The 22,244-nt window shown below is 48.1% G+C and carries 19 protein-coding genes; 12 read left to right on the forward strand and 7 right to left on the reverse strand.

What is annotated here, in order from left to right:
* Positions 1-23 precede the first annotated feature (23 nt).
* The 5 genes from FCL45_RS10800 to FCL45_RS10820 all read left to right on the forward strand — a co-directional run bounded on the left by FCL45_RS10800 (position 24) and on the right by FCL45_RS10820 (position 6,049).
* On the forward strand, positions 24-1,040 hold the full coding sequence (locus FCL45_RS10800) for a glycoside hydrolase family 3 N-terminal domain-containing protein (RefSeq protein WP_136799384.1): 1,017 nt from the start codon (positions 24-26) through the stop codon (positions 1,038-1,040).
* Positions 1,041-1,194: 154 nt separating this feature from the next.
* On the forward strand, positions 1,195-1,650 hold the full coding sequence (locus FCL45_RS10805) for a DUF1499 domain-containing protein (protein ID WP_228721476.1): 456 nt from the start codon (positions 1,195-1,197) through the stop codon (positions 1,648-1,650).
* 691 nt (positions 1,651-2,341) lie between these two features.
* Positions 2,342-3,076: a class I SAM-dependent methyltransferase gene (locus FCL45_RS10810; protein WP_136799382.1), complete on the forward strand. Its 735-nt coding sequence runs from the start codon at positions 2,342-2,344 to the stop codon at positions 3,074-3,076.
* A gap of 36 nt (positions 3,077-3,112) precedes the next feature.
* A complete protein-coding gene (locus tag FCL45_RS10815) occupies positions 3,113-4,123 on the forward strand; it encodes a potassium channel family protein (protein ID WP_136799381.1) in 1,011 nt (336 codons plus the stop codon).
* A gap of 237 nt (positions 4,124-4,360) precedes the next feature.
* The gene (locus FCL45_RS10820; protein ID WP_136799380.1) at positions 4,361-6,049 is read left to right on the forward strand and encodes a SpoIIE family protein phosphatase; all 1,689 of its coding nucleotides are present in this window, start codon (positions 4,361-4,363) and stop codon (positions 6,047-6,049) included.
* Between the two features lie 129 nt (positions 6,050-6,178).
* Here FCL45_RS10820 and FCL45_RS10825 read toward each other — a convergent pair whose 3' ends face one another.
* A complete protein-coding gene (locus FCL45_RS10825; RefSeq protein ID WP_136799379.1) occupies positions 6,179-6,796 on the reverse strand; it encodes a flavodoxin family protein in 618 nt (205 codons plus the stop codon).
* A gap of 82 nt (positions 6,797-6,878) precedes the next feature.
* Positions 6,879-7,853, reverse strand: coding sequence for a GlxA family transcriptional regulator (locus FCL45_RS10830; RefSeq protein ID WP_136799378.1), 975 nt, complete (start codon positions 7,851-7,853; stop codon positions 6,879-6,881).
* Positions 7,854-8,063: 210 nt separating this feature from the next.
* On the opposite strand from FCL45_RS10830, the gene FCL45_RS10835 reads away from it, so the two are divergent.
* Positions 8,064-8,615 (forward strand): cysteine hydrolase family protein, encoded by a 552-nt coding sequence (locus FCL45_RS10835; protein ID WP_136799377.1) that lies wholly within the window; start codon positions 8,064-8,066, stop codon positions 8,613-8,615.
* 996 nt (positions 8,616-9,611) lie between these two features.
* Positions 9,612-11,354, forward strand: coding sequence for an SLC13 family permease (locus FCL45_RS10840; RefSeq protein ID WP_136799376.1), 1,743 nt, complete (start codon positions 9,612-9,614; stop codon positions 11,352-11,354).
* A 118-nt stretch (positions 11,355-11,472) separates the two neighbouring features.
* Here FCL45_RS10840 and FCL45_RS10845 read toward each other — a convergent pair whose 3' ends face one another.
* Positions 11,473-12,618 (reverse strand): hypothetical protein, encoded by a 1,146-nt coding sequence (locus tag FCL45_RS10845; protein WP_136799375.1) that lies wholly within the window; start codon positions 12,616-12,618, stop codon positions 11,473-11,475.
* A gap of 9 nt (positions 12,619-12,627) precedes the next feature.
* Positions 12,628-14,037 carry a TIGR01777 family oxidoreductase gene (locus FCL45_RS10850; RefSeq protein ID WP_228721477.1) on the reverse strand — a complete coding sequence of 470 codons (1,410 nt, stop codon included), beginning with the start codon at positions 14,035-14,037 and terminating at the stop codon, positions 12,628-12,630.
* A 338-nt stretch (positions 14,038-14,375) separates the two neighbouring features.
* On the opposite strand from FCL45_RS10850, the gene FCL45_RS10855 reads away from it, so the two are divergent.
* The 3 genes from FCL45_RS10855 to FCL45_RS10865 all read left to right on the forward strand — a co-directional run bounded on the left by FCL45_RS10855 (position 14,376) and on the right by FCL45_RS10865 (position 17,390).
* Entirely contained in the window at positions 14,376-16,073 is a 1,698-nt protein-coding gene (locus tag FCL45_RS10855) for an FAD-dependent oxidoreductase (RefSeq protein ID WP_136799374.1), read from the forward strand.
* Between the two features lie 64 nt (positions 16,074-16,137).
* Positions 16,138-16,554: a PaaI family thioesterase gene (locus FCL45_RS10860; RefSeq protein ID WP_136799389.1), complete on the forward strand. Its 417-nt coding sequence runs from the start codon at positions 16,138-16,140 to the stop codon at positions 16,552-16,554.
* Entirely contained in the window at positions 16,551-17,390 is an 840-nt protein-coding gene (locus FCL45_RS10865) for an MBL fold metallo-hydrolase (RefSeq protein ID WP_167495884.1), read from the forward strand. The genes FCL45_RS10860 and FCL45_RS10865 overlap by 4 nt, the downstream gene beginning before the upstream one ends.
* A 146-nt stretch (positions 17,391-17,536) precedes the next feature.
* Here FCL45_RS10865 and FCL45_RS10870 read toward each other — a convergent pair whose 3' ends face one another.
* Entirely contained in the window at positions 17,537-17,773 is a 237-nt protein-coding gene (locus FCL45_RS10870) for a hypothetical protein (protein ID WP_176360034.1), read from the reverse strand.
* A 912-nt stretch (positions 17,774-18,685) separates the two neighbouring features.
* On the opposite strand from FCL45_RS10870, the gene FCL45_RS10875 reads away from it, so the two are divergent.
* Positions 18,686-19,258, forward strand: a complete 573-nt coding sequence (locus FCL45_RS10875; RefSeq protein WP_217907717.1) for a methyltransferase family protein — start codon at positions 18,686-18,688, stop codon at positions 19,256-19,258.
* Positions 19,259-19,389: 131 nt separating this feature from the next.
* Here FCL45_RS10875 and FCL45_RS10880 read toward each other — a convergent pair whose 3' ends face one another.
* Positions 19,390-19,545 (reverse strand): transposase, encoded by a 156-nt coding sequence (locus FCL45_RS10880; RefSeq protein WP_136799371.1) that lies wholly within the window; start codon positions 19,543-19,545, stop codon positions 19,390-19,392.
* Positions 19,546-19,840: 295 nt separating this feature from the next.
* Entirely contained in the window at positions 19,841-20,329 is a 489-nt protein-coding gene (locus FCL45_RS10885) for an LEA/WHy family protein (RefSeq protein WP_136799370.1), read from the reverse strand.
* A gap of 718 nt (positions 20,330-21,047) precedes the next feature.
* Here FCL45_RS10885 and FCL45_RS10890 point away from each other — a divergent pair.
* A complete protein-coding gene (locus FCL45_RS10890; protein ID WP_136799369.1) occupies positions 21,048-22,235 on the forward strand; it encodes an isovaleryl-CoA dehydrogenase in 1,188 nt (395 codons plus the stop codon).
* Positions 22,236-22,244 lie beyond the last annotated feature (9 nt).

The following is a 22,244-nucleotide window of genomic DNA, read 5'->3' on the forward strand; positions in this document are numbered from 1 at the left end:
AAAATTAAATTTCAGTAGAAATTATGATATTTACAAATAAACAAAACGCACATGCTGTTATCTTCCCAGCATTTAGTTGCCTTTCGTTGAGCGATTCTGTTAAAGAGTTTTTATCAGAAGGAGGTTGCTCAATTTTAGTGGGTGAAACCCGTGAAGAGTATGTTTCCAGGCAGGTCTCAATTGAACGGAAATTATTAGAGACTCCAGAAACCGTACTTTGTTTTAATAACGAGGCCAAATCATTTTCAAAACAAATAATAATAGCTGTAGATCAAGAGATTTCTGGAATATGTAGACTACACGATTTAGTTGAACCATTCCCTTCTATAGAAGAACTTCAAACCATACATCTTTCTGATTTCGAGCATTTATCATCAAAAATCGCAACAGCAGCAAAAAAACTAGGTTTTAATTGTTTTCTGGGGCCAATATTAGACATAGTATCTGGCATCAACCCATGGTTACTAGGAAGGACATGGACAACTGATCCAATACGACTTTCCGATATCTCATCAGCTTTTATCAGAGGGATCCAATCTAGTCATGTTGCTGCTGCAGCAAAGCACTTTCCAGGATATTCGACTATCGAATTAGACCCTGCAATTGAGTCTGAAGCAATAATGGATGGCTCTTTAGAATCAATTCAAGCAGGTTACATCCCTTTTGAGGATGCTATCAAAAATAATGTTGAGATTATCATGACTGGTCCAGCTATAATTGAAACATTAGATCCTAACCTTCCGGCATCGCTATCGCCTAAAATTATACAAACCCTTAAATCAGGACTGGGATTCCAAGGTCTTATATTATCAGATGATTTAGATTCTAAGGCAACCTTGAGAAACAAAACCATTAGTAGTGTTGCTATAGATGCATTGAATGCAGGTTCTGATCTACTCCTTGTAGCTGATACAGGTAGCCAGATTCAAGATGTTGTAAATTCAATAATCCAGGCTGTAAACTCAGGTACCTTATCTGAACGCCGACTATACGAAGCAGCTGAGAAAGTTCGTACAGTGGCAGCTAAATACTCAACATAGATATTGACGCTAACCAACCGTACCATCACTCCACTGCGTTTCGCGGACTCGCTGAAATTGAATGGCGAAATTTAAGTTTAAAAAAAACAGGTGCATGCATTGAATCAATGTACTGTCATTCAATCCTATCCAGTAAATATGAGGAATAAGAATAGTGAAAAAAATAATCACTGTTGTTCTAGCCACCTTTTTGTTACTTGCAGGATGTACAGGGTCATCACCTGAATTAGGTCTTGAAAATGGTTACCTGAAGAAATGCCCTGACAAACCTAATTGTGTGAACAGTCAGGTAAATGATAAAGAACATTTTATTAAGCCAATTCTTGTTACGAGTACTCAGATTGACACAAAAAAGCATATCTTGCAAATACTCAGGGAGTCAAAGAGGACAGAGGTCAAGGATGTTGGAAACGACTACATTCGAGCAGAGGTATCCTCCGCGGTCTTTCGTTTCATAGATGATGTTGAATTTTATTTTCCTGAGACTCAATCAAAAGAAATGCTCATACACGTTAGGTCGGCTTCCAGGCTAGGCTATTATGATTTCGGTGTAAACCGAAAACGAGTAGAGGATATTCGTAATAAACTTTCGAGTTATACAAGTAATTGAAATAGTACCTTGTTACTCCTAAACTTCAATTTCAAGTAGTGATGGGAGCGGGGAAACTCGAAATATTATAGCAAGACGATCCTTTATCTGAAAATATATCAAAAGCATGTTTACCCATTATACTCAGCACTGCAATTGAATTTTTGATCAGGAGTTTGATCTAACTTTCTTGTCTATTGCAGAAGATAAGTTTATCTACACAGGGCTATGTAAAACTAACAGGCCTCACCGTATGGCCTGGAAAAAAAACTGTCTCCCCACTTGATTGCTAGGCTTGAGGGGGGCAGTTTGACAGGACCTGTCCCATGAAGACGCAATACTTCAAGTAAGAGTGAATTATTGCGCTTGCATTAGCCATTCAATTTAATCTATTCATCCAGCCTTCCTCAGCGTAATAGCCTCATCGGTTTCCTGCTGCGTTAGAGAAGCACAACCTGATGGTTGGCATTTATCACCTTCGCCGATGGAACGTTTGGTCATAGAGGGTGCTCAGAAATTGATCATAAGAGACTGGTTCAGTTGAAATTGATCAGCCCTGAGATCAGAAGATGAAAGTCGGGCTATCTCTCTGTTCTTTCCATTCATTGTCTGTTACAGTTGTGCCTCAATTACATACTTATATAAGTGGCGGACCAAGGTTGGTACGCTAACCTTGCCATATGTCACGTTATTATCAGATGGTTTAAAAAAGATGCAGAAATTGATTAGCGCAACCAATAATGATCCGCTGGGTGCGATGATGCTGGCGTATCTAGATGGTACAACCAGTGTTTCTCTTGAGGTTGAGTCAACTACTCTTGAGATGTCCACCATGACTGGTAAGGTGATGTTTCGTGACTATGAAGAGATGGACGAACTCGAAAAAAAAGCACTTTCTCTTTGCAAGGGCAAGGTGCTTGATGTTGGGGCAGGCAGTGGCAGTCACAGCCTTTTTTTGCAGCAGCATGGGATTGCGGTTGATGCTATAGATATCTCACCAGGTGCGGTGGAGGTGATACAGCGGCGTGGTGTGAAAAGCGTCGCGCACACTGATTTGTACTCGATAGAAAAAGGTGAATATCAGACGCTACTTTTTCTGATGAATGGGTTGGGGCTGTGCGGCACTCTTGAAGGGTTGCGTACTATGCTTTGTCATGCGGCAACCATTATTACAGAAGGTGGTCAGATCATTGCTGACTCGACAGATCTCAGCAGTCTCTATGCGGAGGTCGATGAGGAATTTCGTTTCGAAGATGATGTGTATTACGGAGAGACAGAATTTGTTATGCGCTTCGGCTCTATTGTCTCCGAACCATTTCCCTGGCTGTATGTCGATTTTGCAACTTTACTTGAGGTAGCAGAAGGGTGTGGTTTAGGCTGCGAAAAGCTGTTGTTTTTAGACGATAATCGTTATCTTGTCCGATTGTCTAGGAACTCAAGGGCATAAAATCTGGTTGGTTAGGGGATTGATCCGGGAAGGTCTATGAAAATCAAACTACTGCGGTTATACGAGTTCCTATATCGGGAAAATGTACTGAAACTATTAGCTGTAATTGGCATCATTGTGCTGGTGAGCGGTTACCTTATCTCCAGTTTTGAGCCTTCGATCTCTTTTGCAGGTGGAGTCTGGTGGAGCGTGGTCACCCTGACTACTGTGGGTTACGGTGATATCTCGCCTACTACTTTAGAGGGCAGGGTACTGGCAGTAATAATAATGTTTTTTGGCATCGGTCTGCTTGGTGTGCTGAGCGCCAGCCTTGCTTCGATGCTCATCAATATGCGAATACGGGAGAACAAGGGCATGCAGACCTCTAAAGTGAGCGGGCACATCATCATTTGCGAGTGGAACCACAGAGCGAAAACGGTCTTGCAGGAACTGCGCACGGATTCTGCGACATCGCAGCAGCCTATAGTGCTGATAGCCGATATCGAGGAGAAACCTGTTGATGATCCGAAACTTATCTTCATCCGAGGTGTGGTAAATGAAGAAAGCCTGGGCAAGGCGAATCTGGCCGAAGCTGATACCATCATCATTTTAGGTGATGACTCCATAGAACCTACGGCCCGCGATGCCAAGGTTGTTTTGACCACTTTAACAGTAGAGTCCATCAATCCTGAGGTCTACAGTGTGGTGGAACTGGCGGACAAAGCCAACAAACCCCATTGCCAGAGGGCCAACGCGGATGAAATTATTATCGGCAGCGAGCTGAACAGCCACCTGATAGCCAGTGCCGCAAGCGATCACGGTATAAGCCAGATTGTTTCGGAACTTTTGAGCAGTCGCTACGGTAATGAACTATTTTCGATGCAGTTGCCCCGGGAATTTATCAATAAAACTTTTCTGGATGTTTTCATCACCATGAAAAAGGAACACAACACTACGGTTTTCGGAGTTCAGAAGGGCAAAGGGGGAGAGGTGGTATCGAACCCTGCGGGTGACTGTGTGCTGGCTGAAGGTGATTATCTGCTGGTGATTTCAAAAGACAGAAAATAGCCAGGTTTACTGTTGCCTGGTCAACCAGTTCAAGACCCGTTCGCGGCTGCTTATCTATATTTTGACCCAAATAAGGTTCAATCCGCAAAAGGTGTTTGAGCCGATGCGCTCTGCCAGCTGTGACTATTGACACCATCATGCATTGTGCTCTGTCCTGTCACGACATATTATAATATCTGGAATTGAGGAGCCATTTGTCTCTGGTACAGTATTTTCAAACTCCAGCATTGATAAAATATGGGCGAGCACGAAGAGAAGTCGCGGGAAGAACTCATTCATGAGATACAGCAGCTGCAGGCAAAGGCCGACAGCGCAGAGTTGTTGCATCAGAGGCTGAAAAAAGCTGAGGCCGATCTGTTCTTTTTCAAGCAGAGTTGTGAAGAGCGGAACAGGGCTCTGGCGCTTGAGTGTGAAGAGCACGAAAAAGTTTCCGATGAGTTGAGGATGGCCAAGCTGATTGTGGAGCGGAGCCCTGTCATATTGTTTCGGCGAAGTGCAGGCGAAGATGCACAGCTGCAATATATTTCTGAGAACATTCAGCAGTTCGGGTATTCTCCCCAGGATTTTTTTGATAATACACTGACATTTGGCGATATCGTCCACCCGGATGACAGGGAGCGGGTGGAAAAAGAACTCATTGCCCTGGCGGAAGCGAACATTGAAGAGTACAGCCAGAGATATCGCTGTATAACCAGGAGCGGTGAGATTCGCTGGGTGGAGGATAAAACCTCTGTGGTGCGGGATGAAAATGGCAACAAAACCCACCATCAGGGAGTGCTCTATGATATCACGGCGCGGACTCTGGCAACCCGGGAGTTGAAGAAAAGTGAGGAGAAACATCGGCGGATTGTCGAAACCGCAGCAGAAGGTTTTGTGCTGGTCGATGATGAGCAGACAATCATTGATGTGAACCAGGCATATTGCAACCTTTTCGGCTATAGCCGCCAGGAGCTGATCGGAAAAAATACAGCTGATCTGGCAAGTAAAGATTTCAGGGATTTTCTCGAGCACAACCGTGGAACGTTAATGAAACAGGAGTTTCGCGTAATCGAGGGGGCAGGGGCCAGGAAGGACGGAAGCTCTGTGCCGATACTCATCCATGGCAATGTGCTGCGGGACGACCAGGGTAAAATGATCGGCAATATGGCGTTTGTCACCGACATGACCGAGCATAAAAAGGCGCTGATGCTCGCTGGTGAAGTGCAGAAAAGTCTGCTGCCCCAGGAGAAACCAGTGGTGAATGGCCTGGATGTGGCCGGTCGCAATGTTTCCTGTGATGAGATCGGTGGTGATTATTATGATTTTATCTGGCATCCGGGTTCAGGCCGTGATCCGTTCAGCGTTGTGGTTGGAGATATTTCCGGTCATGGCGTAGATTCGGCGTTGCTGATGACCACAGCCCGCGCGTTTTTACGAATGCGTGCCTCCCAACCGGGAACCATATCTGAGATCGTTTCTGCCATGAACAGTCACCTGGCGAAGGATGTGCTTGAATCCGGCAGGTTCATGACCCTGTTTTATCTTTGCATAGATCGGGGCAAAAGGCAGATAGATTGGGTCAGGGCCGGGCATGATCCAGCCATCCTGTATGATGCTCAGAAAGACAGGTTCGAGGAACTGAAGGGAAACGGCATCGCACTCGGGGTTATGGATGATATCAGCTACGAGGAACATCATCGGCTCGGCCTGGAAAATGGTCAGATCATCGCGGTTGGCACAGATGGTATCTGGGAGTCTTTCAACACTGAAGGTGAAATGTTCGGTAGGGAAAGGCTGAAAGCAATTCTCAAGGACAATGCACACCGGAGTGCTTCAGAGATTCTGAACACTGTCTACGACGAGGTGGCCAGATTCTCTCTCGGGGTTAAAACCGAAGACGATATTACCCTGGTAATTATCAAGGTGGAAGGGCTTGCCGACAGTTAATTCCTTTTCAACCCAAAACAGAGCATTCCCTCTAGCTCTTCATTGCCCGGACAATCTTCTTCTCAGGTAAAACTTGTTCGAGCGTCCAGAATCAGAGGGAAGCCCTGTGTATTACAGGTGAGCAATGGGTCAGGATTCAAAATCATCAGTAGCTTTCGGGTATTCTGACAGTTTTGGTTTGATGGCCCTGCCCAGCCAGTCTATCGCTTTACCAAGGTGGTGCATGTTGGCAACACCTTCAGCGTCATCTTTTGCTTCTCCCTTTTCCAGCCCGAAGCAGAAATTCCAATAAGTTGAGCCGGGGATGATCATCTGGGACATCTGGAACATGTGATTTATGCTGTCATAGACGTGGATTGCTCCTCCTCGCCGGACAGCCACCACCGCCGAACCTATTTTACCGGCGAAGGTGTGTCCATTTGCATAGGCGACATATCCGGCTCGGTCGGTCAGTGATTTCAGGTCTGAAGCAACAGCGGCGAAATAGGTGGGTGAACCTATTATTATGGCGTCCGCTTCCACCATTTTCAGATATATCTCGTTGAATTTGTCCTTTTTCTGGATGCAGCTGTTATCCTGGGTTTCAAAGCACTTGTTGCAGGCGATGCAGCCGCGGATAGCGGTGCCGCCTACCTTGACCATTTCGGTCTTCCAGCCAGCCTGGTCCAGCTGAGTGAGAACTTCCTGCAGCGCAAATTCGGTATTACCGCCTTTACGGGGACTTCCATTGACAGCTATGGCGTACATAGGTTTCTCCTTGAGTTGATAGGGGAAAAGGTGCTGAAGAGACTGCTTCAGCTTGGATTGTAGCTGTCTTCGAAATGGACTGTCAAACAGAGAGGGCAAAACGTTTACGGTAGGCTGTGGGGGTGAGGCCGGTATGGAGCTTGAACAGGCGACGAAATGAACTGGTGTCTTCGTAACCTACCTCACAGGTAATGATCTCAACGGGTTCTGTCGTTTTTTCCAGCAGGCGGCGGGCAGCTTCTATCCTGGTGGACTGCAGATATTCGGTGGGGGTGTCGCCGGTGGCTTTTTTAAACCGACGTAGAAAGGTCCGTTCACTCAGGGCAACCATGCTGGCCAGACGGGCGATTCTGACCGGCTCCCGAAAATTATTTTCCAGCCATCGCTGGGCAGTAAGGATCTCCCGGTCTTTGTGGTTTTTCGGCAGGCTGTAGCTGCAGTAGGGCAGTTGAACTTCCCTGGCTCCGTCGATCAGAAATGTGCTGGAGACAGCGCCGGCCAGCTCTACAGAGCCGAATCTGCGGACCAGATGCAGACAGAGATCAAGGTAGGCGGTAACCCCGCCGGCCGTAATGACATCACCTTCATCAACCAGCATTTTTTCCGCCTTGAGCTGAATATCGGGAAAGCGAGTTCTGAAATTGTCTGCCAGGGCCCAGTGGGTGGTGGCCTTACGACCGTCAAGAATGCCGGCTTCTGCTGCAAGGAATGCACCGGCGCAGACTGTGGCAATGCAGCATCCGCCGGCGTGCTGAATTTTCAGGAGCTCGCAGATCTCTCTTCTATGCTCGACCTGCCCCATATCACCATAAAGAGCAGGGACTATAAGAATGTCATATTGTTCTCCTGCTTCCATTGAGGCGGTGGCGGAAAGGCTCAGACCGCCAAAGGCTGTTACCGGTGCCCCATGTGGGCTAATGATACTGAGTTCAGCGAACGGCTTTGTATTACCATGGATTTCCTGCCATTTCAGTGAGCTGACCGCAAAAATATCGAAAGATCCGGTTACGCTGGAATGAACACAGTTTTCAAGGGCAAGAATTGCTATTTTAAGCATGTCGTGTCGGTCCTTAGTAGATGGGGGGAAGAGAGGTTGGGGTAAAGCTAGTCTATGTTGTGTCGTATTTCACTCTCTTTATGTCGAATCAGACACTTTCTGAATGTGACAAGTTGTTCTACATTTTCTGACAGATTGGCAGACAGGAGTCTGTCGCCAGGATAGCCATGCATCATTTAGAGAAGCAAAAAATCAGAGAAAGGGCAAATTATGAAGAATAGAGCATTACTTATCATCGATGTGCAAAACGACTATTTTACGGGTGGGAAAATGGTCTTACCGGGTGCAGAGCAAGCTGCGGAAAATATCAGCAGAATACTCGAAAGATTTCGTGCTAACGATCTTCAGGTGGTGCATGTTCGACACCACTCACAAGGGGAGGGCGCGAGTTTTTTCATACCGGAGACCCCGGGGGCAGGGTTTTTTAAGAGTGTACAACCCGTGACCGGGGAAGAAGTGATAACAAAGAATTTCCCCAACTCATTTAAGCAGACAGAACTGCAGGAGTATCTCAAGGGGCAGGGAATCACGGAACTGGTGATAACAGGAATGATGGCTTTCATGTGTGTTGATGCCACAGTCAGGGCCGCCAGGGATCTGGATTATAGTTGTACACTGGTGCATGACTGTACCGCGACCCCGCCGACAGAGTTTGGGGGAATCGCTTGCAGTTCAGAACAGGCAAAATCGGTGATTATGGCAGCCCTGTCATATTTGAGTGTTCGGGTGGTTGCCACCGAGCAAATTCTGGACGAGTTGTAAGATAGGGTTCTGACCTGGCAGGAGGAGTTGATTATGAAGTTTTCGAGCGGGCGTTGATCGGGTTTAAAGCCGATATTGCCGATATGGACTCGGGGTGGAGCATGTCTTGATATGGGTGGGCTTGTTCAGATACCTGGGGAGGATTTTCTTTGTTCAGAGCCTCCAGGTGGCTCTGAATCGTTGTTCGATTTCCCGGAAAGGGTTGTTCACCGAACTGGCGAAGATGTGCCTGACAGAAAAAGTGATCACTTTGAAGGATGGTGAAACTCTGAGCTTGCAAGGTTAAAGTTCTCTCTGGAAGCAGAGCGTTTCTAGTTTACGTTATATGTCGGGCTCATCGGTGAGGTGCGGGTTGAGATAAAATTATCTCAACCCGTTTTTTTGTCTCAGCTTTACAGGGAGTTCAAGTGATACGGCTGAAATGCCCAGCTGCTCAGGGTTGTAGCAGGGCAAGAGATAAAGCAAATGCTTGAATAGCTGACGGCAAATTGGCGCTAGGGTATGAATTTGTTCAAAAAACCAATTGACTCGTTGGAATGGTATGCTACTTTGTATCAAATATCCTGAATGTTTCTTTCAAGATTACTGTTCCTGGCGCAACATCTCTCTTAACGTAAACGGATGGAAAATCCATCATACCAATATTGGGACTGTTTTGTTGGGTTGGTAAGTGCATGTTAACATGAGTACATTCCTGATTATTACGACAATGTAGTGATGAAATATTTCAAAGAGTTGCTTAAATCATCTTGATTTGTTAACAACTCAGTAATGAATGATGAGTCATTCATAAAGTCGTGTAATTCTATTTGTATTGTCGGTTTGTTTAGTAGATTCCAGTGGGCACTGGGGTAATGATAATAGACCAAATTCATCTATTTGACAGGGGGGCATCAGTAGCAGCCAGGATATGTAGCATTATGTAGTGCATCCATGTTTTGCGTGAGGAGCAATGCATTGGGTGCTGAGTTGCCTAATTATGGAGGAGGACTGACTATGTCATTAGCAGTTTGGGATCGTTTATGGCAGATGCATTATGAAACAAAAGCTCTTGTGCTATTTAGGCCACGGGAAATCGTCAAGCACTTTTCGCGCGACCATGTCGTCGAAAACAGAGCTGTGCATGATGACGATCCATCGATAGAACGCCTTAACGAGGCACCTGCAGAACACAGCCGTCGTTTAAAAACAGGCCCTGACGGCGTAAAAGAAGAAGAACCGAAGGAATATACCAATCGGCAGAAATTCGGACTCGCCCTTGGACCGTTACTCTTTTTCCTGATGCTGATACTGCCTGCTCCCGGTGGAATGGAGCCTGTAGCCCAGAAAATGGCGGCGGTCGCCTGTCTGATGGCAACCTGGTGGATGACTGAGGCAATTCCCATTCCGGCAACCAGCCTTATACCGATTGCGTTTTTTCCATTCATGGGAATCATGGGAACCAAGGCTGCGGCTGCACCTTATGCAAGCCACCTGATCTTTCTTTTCATGGGTGGTTTTATCATCGCACTTTCCATGCAGCGCTGGAACCTGCATCGTCGCATAGCAATGAACATCGTACGGGTTGTGGGTTTTTCTCCCGGTAGGCTCATTTTCGGTTTCATGGCCGCGACCGCCGTGCTTTCGGCGTTTGTCTCCAATACCGCTACCACGGTTATGATGATGCCCATTGGTCTGGCCATTATCCACCATGTAATTGCTGAAGGCAAAAAAGAGGGGCTGGATTCTGAGATCGATTTCTCTCCCGAAAAGTTTGCCTTTGGTCTGAACCTGATGCTGGGCATCGCCTATGCGGCCTCCATCGGCGGTATCGCCACTTTGATTGGTACTCCGCCGAATACCGTTCTGGCTGGTTACCTCAATAAAACCTATGGTTATGAGATAACATTTGCCAGCTGGATGATGGTTGGTGTTCCTCTGGTAATAGTTTTACTGCCACTCTGCTGGCTTTGGCTTATTCGTGTCGCCAACCCGATGAAACTTAAGCGTGTGCCGGGTGGACGTGACCTGATCGACCGGGAACTTGAAGAGATGGGTTCCATGAACCCTGGCGAGCGCTGGACTGCAGTGGTGTTCCTGCTCACAGCTTTGGGCTGGATATTTAGAAAGCAGTTGGGATTTCTCTTTCCTGACCCGAAGATGGTGACTGACGCAGCCATCGCCATGATCGGTGCGCTGGTACTTTTTACCATTCCGCTCAATCTGAAACGTAACGAATTCGTCATGAACTGGACCTGGGCATCCAAACTGCCATGGGGTGTTCTGATTCTCTTTGGTGGCGGCCTGGCACTTGCTGCAGGTTTCAAAGTAACCGGTCTTGCTGCCTGGATCGGTGGTCAGGTAGGTTTGTTGGAAGCGGCACCGATCTTCGTTCTGGTGCTGGCAGTGGCGACGCTCATTATTTTTCTCACTGAGCTCACCTCAAACACCGCGACCTCTGCCATGGTTATGCCGATCCTCTCTGCAATCGCCATCGGTTTAGGGCAGAACCCATTGCTGCTGGTTGTTCCGGCTGCCATTGCCGCATCCTGTGCCTTTATGCTGCCGGTTGCTACTCCGCCGAACGCCATCGTCTTTGGTTCCGGTTATGTTTCGATTCCGCAGATGGTTAAATCCGGTTTCGGGCTGAATATTCTTGGTATTATTATCACCGTAGCCCTGACCTTTTTGCTTGTTATACCTCTGTTTGGCATAGATATCGGTGTCGTGCCCGAATGGGCGTTAAGCGCAGCTAAGTAATTCATTAGCGAAGATATCCCGCTGTATGAAAAAGGCAGCCTTTGCGAAACCGCAAAGGCTGCCTTTTGTATTTGTGCTTTAAGAGCCAGCTTGGGTGGCAGGGTTTGGGCAAGTCCGGTTACTTTTTCTCCGCTGCGGCAAGGACCTCATCTTCAATGGTCACCAGACGGGAATCTGCCGGGCCGCTGTTAAAGAGCAGGGTCTGCAGCAGAAAGGCATAGGCAATAACTGCCGCCAGCGCTGCCAGTGGCACAAAATAGCCAAGAGGGCAGAGGATAAGCACCGTCAGCCAATGGAGGATAATAACCTTCTGAGAGTGAAGACGAATCGGGAAGTCAGCGTGCCTGCTGATCACGGCCAGGCCGCTCAGGTTCCAGCCGTAGAGTGCGGTGAAGGCGTGCAGGCGAAGTAGGGGCTGGGTCTGTTGCGGATCGTAGTCTGCTGAAAAGGCCCAAAGGATGTAAGTGATGCCGGTGATTGAGGTTATCAGCAGAAAAAAGATTCCTGAGGTGAGAAAGGTTTTTTGCTGCAGGCGGATTCCCTGGTGGTAATAGAGATAGAGCACCAGGGTGACTGCCAGAAAGAGCGTCGTGGCAATCATCACCTGCGGTACAAACCACTTGGCCAGGATAAAGAGAAAAAAGACTATTACCCCGAGATTTATGGTCCAGAATAATGCCTCTTTGATGTGAATGGTAACCTCTACCTCATGCTTTTTCATCAAAGAGAAAATAACAGACATACTGATCAGGGATACCGGGAAGGAGAAGCCGAGGAAGAAGGTGTCGAGCTTGAGCTTTTCGAGGTAGAACCATTTCGCGTAGATCTCGTTGAAGATCACAAAACTGGAGATGAACAGGGCAAGCGACAGGCAGAGCAGTGCAGCCTGATGGAACTTGCGGGCAACATCCTCTCTCGAGGAGAAGAGGTCCTTGGGGAAAATCGACCCGAAATGGACAAGACGTACGCGCTCAACCAGTACCCCGAGAATAAGGGGGATAATCAGGGTTGGCAGATACCATTCAAGAAAACTGAACAGGGCAAAACAGATTGAGAGTACGAAAAAGGTGCGGGCTGTCCTGCTGAGATTTTTTTTGTCTTCGGTGTAGTAGAGAAGCAGGGTGCCGCCACTGCAGAGATTGAAAAGAAATATGTGCAGTCGCTCGAAATTGAGTTGTTCTTTCGGGATGAAGTGATGAAAAAAGCCGAAGGCAAGGGCTATCGTCATCAGGACCATAAAGGTGATTTTGAGTTGCCGGCTCAAGGTGTTACCTCAAAGTTGGTTGAAATGATCAGCAGGCGCTACGGTTTTGCCAAGCAGCACCCTCAGCGCCGTTTCAAGGTCGGGATGACGGAATTCAAAGCCTGTATCAATGAGTTTCTGTGCAGACGCCCGACAACCGGACAATACAATCTCATTGGCCATCTGTCCATGCAGAATCTGTAGCATTTTTGAGGGAATAGGCACCAGGAGCGGACGATGTACTACCCGGGCCAGTGTTGCCATGAGTTCCCGGTTGGTAACCGGATTCGGGGCAACAATGTTTACCGCTCCGGATACCTCTTCGGTTACCAGGCAATGGAGCATGGCGGCGACCATGTCATCCACACTCATCCAGCTCACATATTGCTCACCGCTGCCAAAGTAGCGAATAAAACCGATAGCACGGCTGACCAGCAGACGTTGCAGGGCGCCTCCCCTTGGTGTGAGACCCACTCCAAAACGCATGAACACGGTGCGAATACCGGCATCTCTCACCGGCCAGGTCGATTTCTCCCAAACCTCACAGACACTGGAAACAAAATCATCTCCCGCCGGTTGGCCTTCATCAATGATTGTATCATGACAGTTGCCATAATAGCCCACGGCTGAGGCAGAGAGGAATACTCTGGGGGGGACCGGGAGGGCGGCTACCGTTTGGGCCAGCAGTTCGGTACCGAGAATCCTGCTCTCCACCACTCTGCGTTGCTGCGCCTCACTCCAGCGGCCGACCCCGATGTATTCACCAGCAAGATGGATGACAGCATCTATTTCGGGAATGTCTGCCGGATTCAATGTTGAATTTTGCGGGTCCCAGAAAATTTCGTGCTTGCCGGGTGAGGGCTTGCGCCGGACCAGGGTCCAGACCTGATGGCCGCCGGTCGTCAGCAGGGGGATCAGGGCGGAACCCAAGACCCCGCTGGCCCCGGAGATGAGAATTCGCAAGGGCTTTCGACTGTATTTGCTGTGCAGCTTCAAGTCAGCGCGAAGTACATGCTCCCGGTGGGAAAAGATTCTCCCGAGCATTTTCTGAACTTGTTTCTCCGCGATGGCGGGCAGGTATTTCTGTGCCGGCAAGGCGAAAGTAATCGAGTCATCAAGCCGGGAACCATGTGCTGTACTGCTGAAACGATGGGTATGTGAGAATGTCGCAAAGGGGCCTTTATGTTGAATATCCCGAAACATGACTCCTGGGGTTTCGGCAATGTGACGGGCTTCCCAGGGAATGGTGAAGGGGCCGAATTTGAGGTGCATCAGTACCTTGCCGCCGGGAGCTATGGAGCCTTCTTTTCTGATGACCTCAGAGCCGTCCCAGGGGGGAAGCAGCCTTTCAAGTGCCCCGGGGCGACTATGGTAATCATAAAGTTCTTTTACGGTGCAGGGGAAGTCGGCACTGTAGTGAAATTCTTTCAGCGTACTCACTCTATCTCCTTTACTTGAGGTCGAAATTCATTTTTATCGTAACTATTCTGGATTACATGGATTTTTGATATATCAATAGTGGTAATCATTATTAAAAGTTTTGCCAGACAGGTTTTCACGAACCATTGAATATAAGTGCAGGTTACAGCAAGGTTTCGGATAGAGAAAGGTATGGGTAATTACCCATTGACAATCAGGTACATTAGAGCGATTATGCGACTGTTGTGTGTATATGAACATATCACTTTGTAGTAATGTCTTATTTTCGGCAATGCCCGAGATGGTGCTCATGTTGAGATTCGGGTAGGCCTGGAGAATATCAGCAGCAAGGAGATCCCATGCAAAACAGTAAGATAGTGGTAATCGGTGGTTCGGCGGCAGGTGCAAAAGCAGCGGCTAAGGCAAGACGTCTTGATCAACAGGCGGAGATAACAATTGTCCAGAAAGATCCGGATCTTTCCATGGCGAGTTGTGGCTATCCCTATTACATCGGCGGCACCTTTGATGAACGGAACCAGCTGCTGGCTACTCCGACAGGTGTGGTCCGTAATCCTGATTTTTTCTATAAGACCAAAAGAATAAATGCGCTGGTTAACACTGAATGTACCGCAATTGATCGTAATGAAAAAAAAGTGACGTGCCGCAATCTCGAGACGGGCGAAGAAACAACTCTTGCGTACGACAAGTTGGTTGTGGCAACAGGCGCCAGTGCGGCTGTTCTGCCGGTGCCGGGGCGTGAGCTTGACGGTGTCAGCACGCTGGTTTCCATGCAGGATACAGACAGAATCCATGATCTCTGTGCTTCGGGTACCGTAACAGAGGCGGTGGTGATTGGTGGTGGCCTGATTGGTGTTGAGGCATGCGAGGCTCTGGTTGCAAAGGGTGTGAAGGTGACCCTGGTAGAGATGGAAAAGCAGGTGCTGACATTTCTCGATGCACAGTTTGCCGGGTTGGTGGCCAACCACATGAAGGCGAAGTCGGTGAGCGTGCGTCTCGGCATGAGGCTGGAGCGCTGTCTGGGTGAAGATGGACGCCTGGCCGGTGTTGAACTGGCCAATGGCGAGGTTCTCCCCTGTCAGCTTGCCGTTGTCGCTGCAGGTGTACGGCCCAATATTGGCCTGGCGGAGGCAGCGGGGCTGGAGATCGGTGAGAGCCGGGCAATTGCGGTCAATGAATATATGCAGACTTCCGATGCTGATATTTATGCAGCCGGAGATTGTGTGGAGTGTGTGAACAGTGTTACCGGCAAAAAGGTGTACGCGCCCATGGGAGATCTGGCAAATCTGCAGGGCAGGGTGCTGGGCGAAAATCTGATTGAAGGCAATGTGGTAAAATTTGGCGGTACCCAGCAGACCGCTATCTGCAAAGTCTTCGATTTTGTGGCAGGTGCCACAGGTTTGAGTGAGAAAGCTGCGATCGCGGCTGGCCTCACAGATTTTGAAACGGTGGTCAATGCCAGCCCGGATAAGCCAGGTTTTATGGGGGCCAAATTGCTGGTGAGCAAAATACTGGTGGAAAAATCCTCCCAGAAAATTCTCGGCTATCAGTGTGTCGGTTCCGGTGATGTTTCCCGTCAGATAGCTACTGCCGCCATGGCCATTAAAGGCAGACTGACCTTGGATGACCTCAACTGTGCCGACCTGCCGTATGCACCACCATTTTCCCTGGCAATCGATCACTTTATCGCTTCGGCCCACATCATCTCGAACAAGTTGAAAGGTCGCATCAAAACTGTCACGGCCGAAGAGGTGTATAAACGAGTTCAGGAGGGGAATCCGCCATTTTTTATCGACGGAAGAGGGCCGGACGAGCATGAAGTGTTGCGCCTGGGGATAGGTGAGAAGTATATTCCCTTGGGCATGCTGCGTAATGTTCTTGGTGAGTTACCGCAAGAAAAGGATACGGAGATCGTCTGTTTCTGCAAAATATCCCTGCGGGGTTATGAAACTGCGCTTATCCTTGAGGCAAATGGCTATACCAATGTTAAAGTGATGGAAGGTGGCATCATGGCATGGCCATATTCCAGAGAAAAGTGACGGTCGCTGGTGAGTGAGTCGGATTGACCGTACAAGATAATCAGAAGGGGACTGTACAGTGACAATGATGGATGACGGAAAAGTTCTTGGCGGACATGATAACTGCATTATCTGCGGCAGGAACAATCCGTTTTCACTTGGTTTGAAGTTTCAGCAGGCAGGAGCCAATACCGTGGAGGCTACCTTCACGGGCGGACCCCATCTGCAGGGATATGAAGGGATTCTGCACGGAGGAGTAATCTCTGCCGTACTCGATTCCGCCATGGCGCATTGCCTGCTGGTACAGGATGTCAAGGCGGTTACGGGGGATCTGCGGGTGCGGTTTCTGCATGCCATTCCCTGTACCAGTCGAGTAAATATCCGTGCCTGGCTCACCTGTGCAGTCTCCAGCCTCTACGAACTGAAAGCGGAAGCCCGGGTTGATGGCAAACTTGTGGCCCGAGCCAAAGCCAAATTCATGAAAAAAGAAGGTGTCAAGTGAGTATCGCAAATGAGGTCAGTACCCTGACCGTTGTGGTCAATAATGTGGCAGCCGATGGTCTGACTGCCGAGCACGGTTATGCTTTGCACGTTGCAACCCCCCAGGGAAATATTTTGCTGGATACCGGCCAGAAGAGCCTGATGGATAATCTGCAGACTCTGCAAATTTCACCGGAGAAAATAGATAAACTTGTACTCAGTCACGGCCATTATGACCACAGCGGCGGCGTTGCCGATCTTTTAGCAGCCAACAGAGGTGCGGAAATCTACCTGCACTCCGCAGCATTTGAACCACGGTATGCGTGGGATGGCAAAAAGAGTGAATCTGTAAGGATGCCACTGCCGGATATGAACGCGGTAATGCATCACAAGGATGACAAAACCCACTGGTTAACCAGGCCAATGGAACTGCTGCCCGGCGTGGGAGTGACGGGGCCTATTCCCAGGAAGAATGAGTTTGAAGATACCGGTGGCGAGTTTTATCTCGACCCTGATGGCACTGATGTCGATTCAATAAAAGATGATATCGCTCTCTGGATCAGGACACCTGAAGGTCTGGTGGTCTGTATCGGCTGCTGCCATTCTGGATTGATCAATACCCTTGATCACATTGTTGCAGTCACGGGAGAGAAGCGTATACGCACCATCATCGGCGGTATGCACCTTCTGCACGCCACCAGCACGCGCCTTCGGAGGACTGTGGCCGAGTTGAAAAAATTTTCAATTGGCAGCATCATTGCCTGCCACTGCAGCGGTGAAACAGCAGTTGAATTTTTGCAGAACGAGCTTGAGGCGGAGGTTGTTACCGGTTATGCCGGTCTTACTTTTGCTGTTTAAGTGTGACAACTCCAGTCAGGTGAAAAATGGGGTTGGGCTTTTGGCCTAGCCCCATTTTTGCTTTGTGTGAGTGGATTTTCATGCCTCGCGAGTAGATTGCTCAATGTTGAGCCGTTTAATTCGAATTTCTCCCTAGCCCGAATTCCTTATTGAATACATTGCAGAAAGAGCTGAATTGCTTTTTCTGCCTGGCGTATCTGCAGAGCCTTTTGTTTTTTTGAAGTGAGCTTTTGCAGAAATGGCGGGATACTCAATCGTGATTTTGCTTTGTGGTTATATTTGTCACAATAATCAAGAAAGAAGCGCATCCATTTCTGTAATGCAAATTGTTCGTTTGGAGAAATACCACGCTGCTGTAAGAATCGCTTATAAGCATCACGCATTTCGTTTGATACATAAAGCACGATATCAACACTTTGAGTGGAGTGAAGGGAGAAGATCATGTTTTGAAGATTATACAGAATGACAACCCGGCACCTTGAAGGCGTGCTGTCAATAAAGTATATTTTTTAGAGTACTTAGGGGAACTGGTGTGGAGGCAAATAATGTGGTATTGGGGAATGTGAAGGGAGCCTTCACCCGGGCTAACTCCGAATTTTACGAGTTAACCAGTTCTACAGAATAACTTGTTATGAACTTAGAGCGAAGGTTAGGTGTTGCCTGAAACACCGTCGTCCGGGAACTCGATTCCCCCTGCCAGTCGTTTAGTGATAAACTGTCTTATTAGGCTTTTGGGAGCAGCACGTTGTATGTTGGTTACTCGTCTTTGAGTTGCGTAGCCTTCTGCTGTCGATTAACTCACCTGGTGGTTTCGCAGATTAAGGGCAATGGTTCTTTTGTCTGTCAGGTTCGGTGGGGGCAGCCAATGCAGTTGGTCGTTTGGAAAAGCGGCTACGACATCGAAAAAAGAACGGACGCAGACAGGCTAGCGCCCAAGTCAGGACCGTCGACCCAGATGCATTTCATATCAAACCGCACCAAGCGACCGGACTCCTCGGCATTTTGGGTATCAATCGGTTTTGGTGTTTACCGTAATCAATTTTGCACCGGCGCAAACGGGCGCATGTGCTTAGCGTTGGGCGATGAAAATTAATTCTTGATAATTATTGGATAATGAAAATCAACAAATTTAATCTGCATAGCAAAATAAGGTATCGATCATAGTTAACGAAAAGTCGGTAATTAAAATTGAACCATCCCAATGGTTCAGTATAATCATCATTCACCTTTCCATACCCATAATTCTATTGGTTTGCGGATGGGATTTCAGTTGGTGGCAAGCGTGGGTCTTTTTTGTGCTGATCGTTACGGCTGGCATAGGGGGACGCATATGGGCAGAATATAGACATCCGGGGATTCTGGCTGAACGGTCTCAGTGCTTTAAGGCTCAAGATGTAAAGTCCTGGGATAAAGTAATTGGCCCATTGATGGCGTGGAGCCTATCATTTCCGCTTGTCATAGTAGCAGGCCTCGATCACCATTTCGCATGGTCTCTTCTCTTCCCGATCTGGATGAATTTACTCGGCTTTGTTCTGGTAACATTTGGATATGCCTTCGCCGCATGGGCCTTGATTGAGAATCGCTTCTTTAGCAGTTTGGTGCGTATCCAGAAAGATCGAGAACATAAAGTGTGCAATAGCGGTCCTTATAGAATTGTACGGCATCCGGGCTACGCAGGGAATATTTTGGCACTTCCAGGTATTGTTCTCGCTCTCGGTTCAGTGTGGACATTGATTCCAGTGGTCATAGCCATAATAATTGCCGTGATAAGAACGGAATTAGAGGACAGAACACTGCAAGCAGAATTGAAAGGTTACAAAGAATATGTAAAACGGGTGCGATATAGATTGATTCCTGGAATATATTAAAATCTGATTACCACCAATCCTCAGCAAGCCTGAGTTGGCGCTCTGGAATCGGGACAGTTGGTGACGCATGATAAATAAGAGTTTGCAATAAACGTTGAAGATCAAAACGACGATTAAAGCGATAACAGAATTCAGTCAAGTATCGTTTTCCCTTCAGCATCTCGCCCACGCTTTCCACCAGAGTGCTTCGCCCCCCAATAGACATCATCGACTTGTACAAAATCTCCGAGGCGTTTTGAATCGTCAGAAAACTTCATAACCATCTGGATCTTAAGCTTAATACGCATGGCAGCTGTTTGCGAAATACCAAGAAAACAAACTGACACCTGATTGAAAGTGAATGTCGCTTCGTTTAGCCATATCAGAGCCCCTGTTGAGTTTCGTGGAGTATGACATGGCCGGGGGATCATATAGTGACCACCCATGAAAAAAATGTGTCAGGCTGAGCTTTAGTGGTAAGCAGATAATCTTTAATATTACAATAGTTGTGTTCGCGAGATCAATTATCTGTAAACGATAAAGTGACATTGTTAAAAACATGAAGTGAGCTCAATAAAAACACTCGATTGGGATGGAGATCCATCAATTCAAATCGATTTTGCCGCTCGACTCAAAAGGCAGCTTATGTGAGAAACCGCTCATTTTCACATTGACCGTGCCTGACAGCTTGTAATTCACATCTTCAAATTGGGCCTCTTTTTTAGAGGCCGATTTCACCATACTTATGGCTGAGCCCACCATGTCGATAACAGAGGCGTAAACTTCCACCGGCACCAGTGCCGTACCGTATGGGGGAATAGTCTGTTGGGCGCCTTGCAGGCCAGAGGCGAACTTGCGGCCGTCCAGTTCCATCTCGCAACTGAGCCCTTCTATATCCAGTGGCTTCTCGTTGGGGTTTTGTACCCTGAGTTGCACAAGAAAAACAGTTTCAAAGCTGCGAATTTCACTCACCTGAACGTCAGCGAGGGTAACCTCAGGCGACTCGAGTGAGGTGAGGGCGCAACCGGCTATAAAAAGAAAATAAGTGAACAGAAAAATGAAAGGTATGGCAGCCCGGGATATGTTTTTCATAATATTTTATCAGGTTGTATTTATGGAGAGTGATAGTGATTAACTGGTACTACCCTTCTTTTCTTATCTTATTCAGGTGTTATGATAAGATCGTTTACCCGTTTTGGGGCAATTCGCGTCAAAAAAAAAATTGATGGCTGGAAATCGTGCCAAGTATTGTGCTGAAATTTCAAGAATGACAAGGTCAGACTCTGCTATCGCCGTGACGGTTTATTTTCTCCTCCTGTCAAAGTAGGCCATTTCCTTTAAAATCTCACTCTCTTTCAGTATCGTCAGAAGGTTCATTTCTTTATCATCGGTCCCTGCATCAAGATGGTATGAACCGTCCAGGAGGTTCTATATCTATCGGACCATTTTCGGGTATATCGAGCAGGCTGAAGAGCTTATGGTGGTAACCACTGACAAAGTCTCTGGATTCGACAGGATGAATCAGGACCGTTTTTTGTGTAAAGATACGGTTTCGAACGTGAACTTTGAGGTACGTTTTGTCTAACAGAGCCGACTCGATAATGAAATTGTACGTGAGAGTATTAGTGTAGGCAAGCGGGATTGCAGGTAGCGTACCGGAATGTCGATTGAAGAGGGCCTGCCATTCGCGAAGTGAAGACGAAAGCAGCCCCGGTTTTTATCTCAAGTTTTTCCTGTGATATACTGATTTGGAGCCTGAAAAAACACGAAATTAACGTATTGGCAATTTCCTCCATTCAGGGAGTTGAGTATGACACCTGCCGCTACATCTGCTGCCAGCCTGATCGGGCTGGATTTTGGTCTCGGTGATACCGTAAATTTGCTTCGGGAATCGGTGCGGTCCTTTGTTGCCGAAGAAATTGCTCCCATTGCTGCGGAAATTGACCGGGAAGATCGTTTCCCAGATGAACTCTGGCAGAAGATGGGTGGTCTCGGGCTCTTGGGTATTACTGCTCCGGAGCAATTTGGCGGGGCGGCAATGGGGTACCTGGAACATGTGGTAGCCATGGAAGAGATCAGTCGCGGTTCCGGTTCGGTGGGGCTTGCCTATGGGGCTCACTCTAATCTGTGTGTTAACCAGCTTTGTTTAAACGGCAGTGCTGCCCAGAAAGATAAGTATCTGCCTCGCCTGGTCAGCGGCGAGCACATCGGGGCGCTGGCCATGAGTGAGGCCGGATCGGGTTCTGATGTGATCAGCATGCAGCTGCGGGCCGAGAAAAAGGGCGATCGTTTTATTTTGAACGGCACCAAGATGTGGATCACCAACGGGCCCATCGCCGATGTGCTGCTGGTCTATGCCAAAACGTCACCTGAGAAAATGCAACGAGGAATTTCCACTTTTATCATCGAAAAGGGCATGGTCGGCTTCTCCACCGGCCCAAAGCTGGATAAGCTGGGCATGCGCGGCTCGCCCACCTGTGAGTTAATCTTCAACGACTGTGAAGTGCCTGCCGGCAATCTGCTGGGGGAAGAGGATGGCGGCGTGAAAGTACTGATGAGCGGGCTCGATTCGGAAAGGTTGGTACTTGCAGCAGGTCCATTGGGGCTTATGGCCGCCTGTATGGATACCGTCATTCCATATATCCACGAACGAAAACAGTTTGGTCGGTCCATTGGCGAGTTTCAGCTGATGCAGGGCAAGATCGCCGACATGTACTCGACATGGAACGCCTGCCGGGCCTATGTGTATAGTGTCGCACGGGCAGCAGACCGGGGCGCGGGGATCAGAAAAGAAGGTGCCAGTGTTATCCTTTACTGCGCTGAGAGAGCGACCAGACTTGCCCTTGAGACCATCCAGGTGCTGGGGGGGAATGGGTATATCAATGAATATCCTGCAGGCCGTTTTTTACGGGATGCAAAGCTCTACGAGATAGGCGCCGGTACCAGTGAGATACGGCGAATGCTTATCGGCCGGGAGATTTTTAGGGAAACAGGCTGAGAAATCGGC

The sequence above is a fragment of the Desulfosediminicola ganghwensis genome (genome assembly GCF_005116675.2).
GTDB lineage: Bacteria > Desulfobacterota > Desulfobulbia > Desulfobulbales > Desulfocapsaceae > Desulfopila > Desulfopila ganghwensis.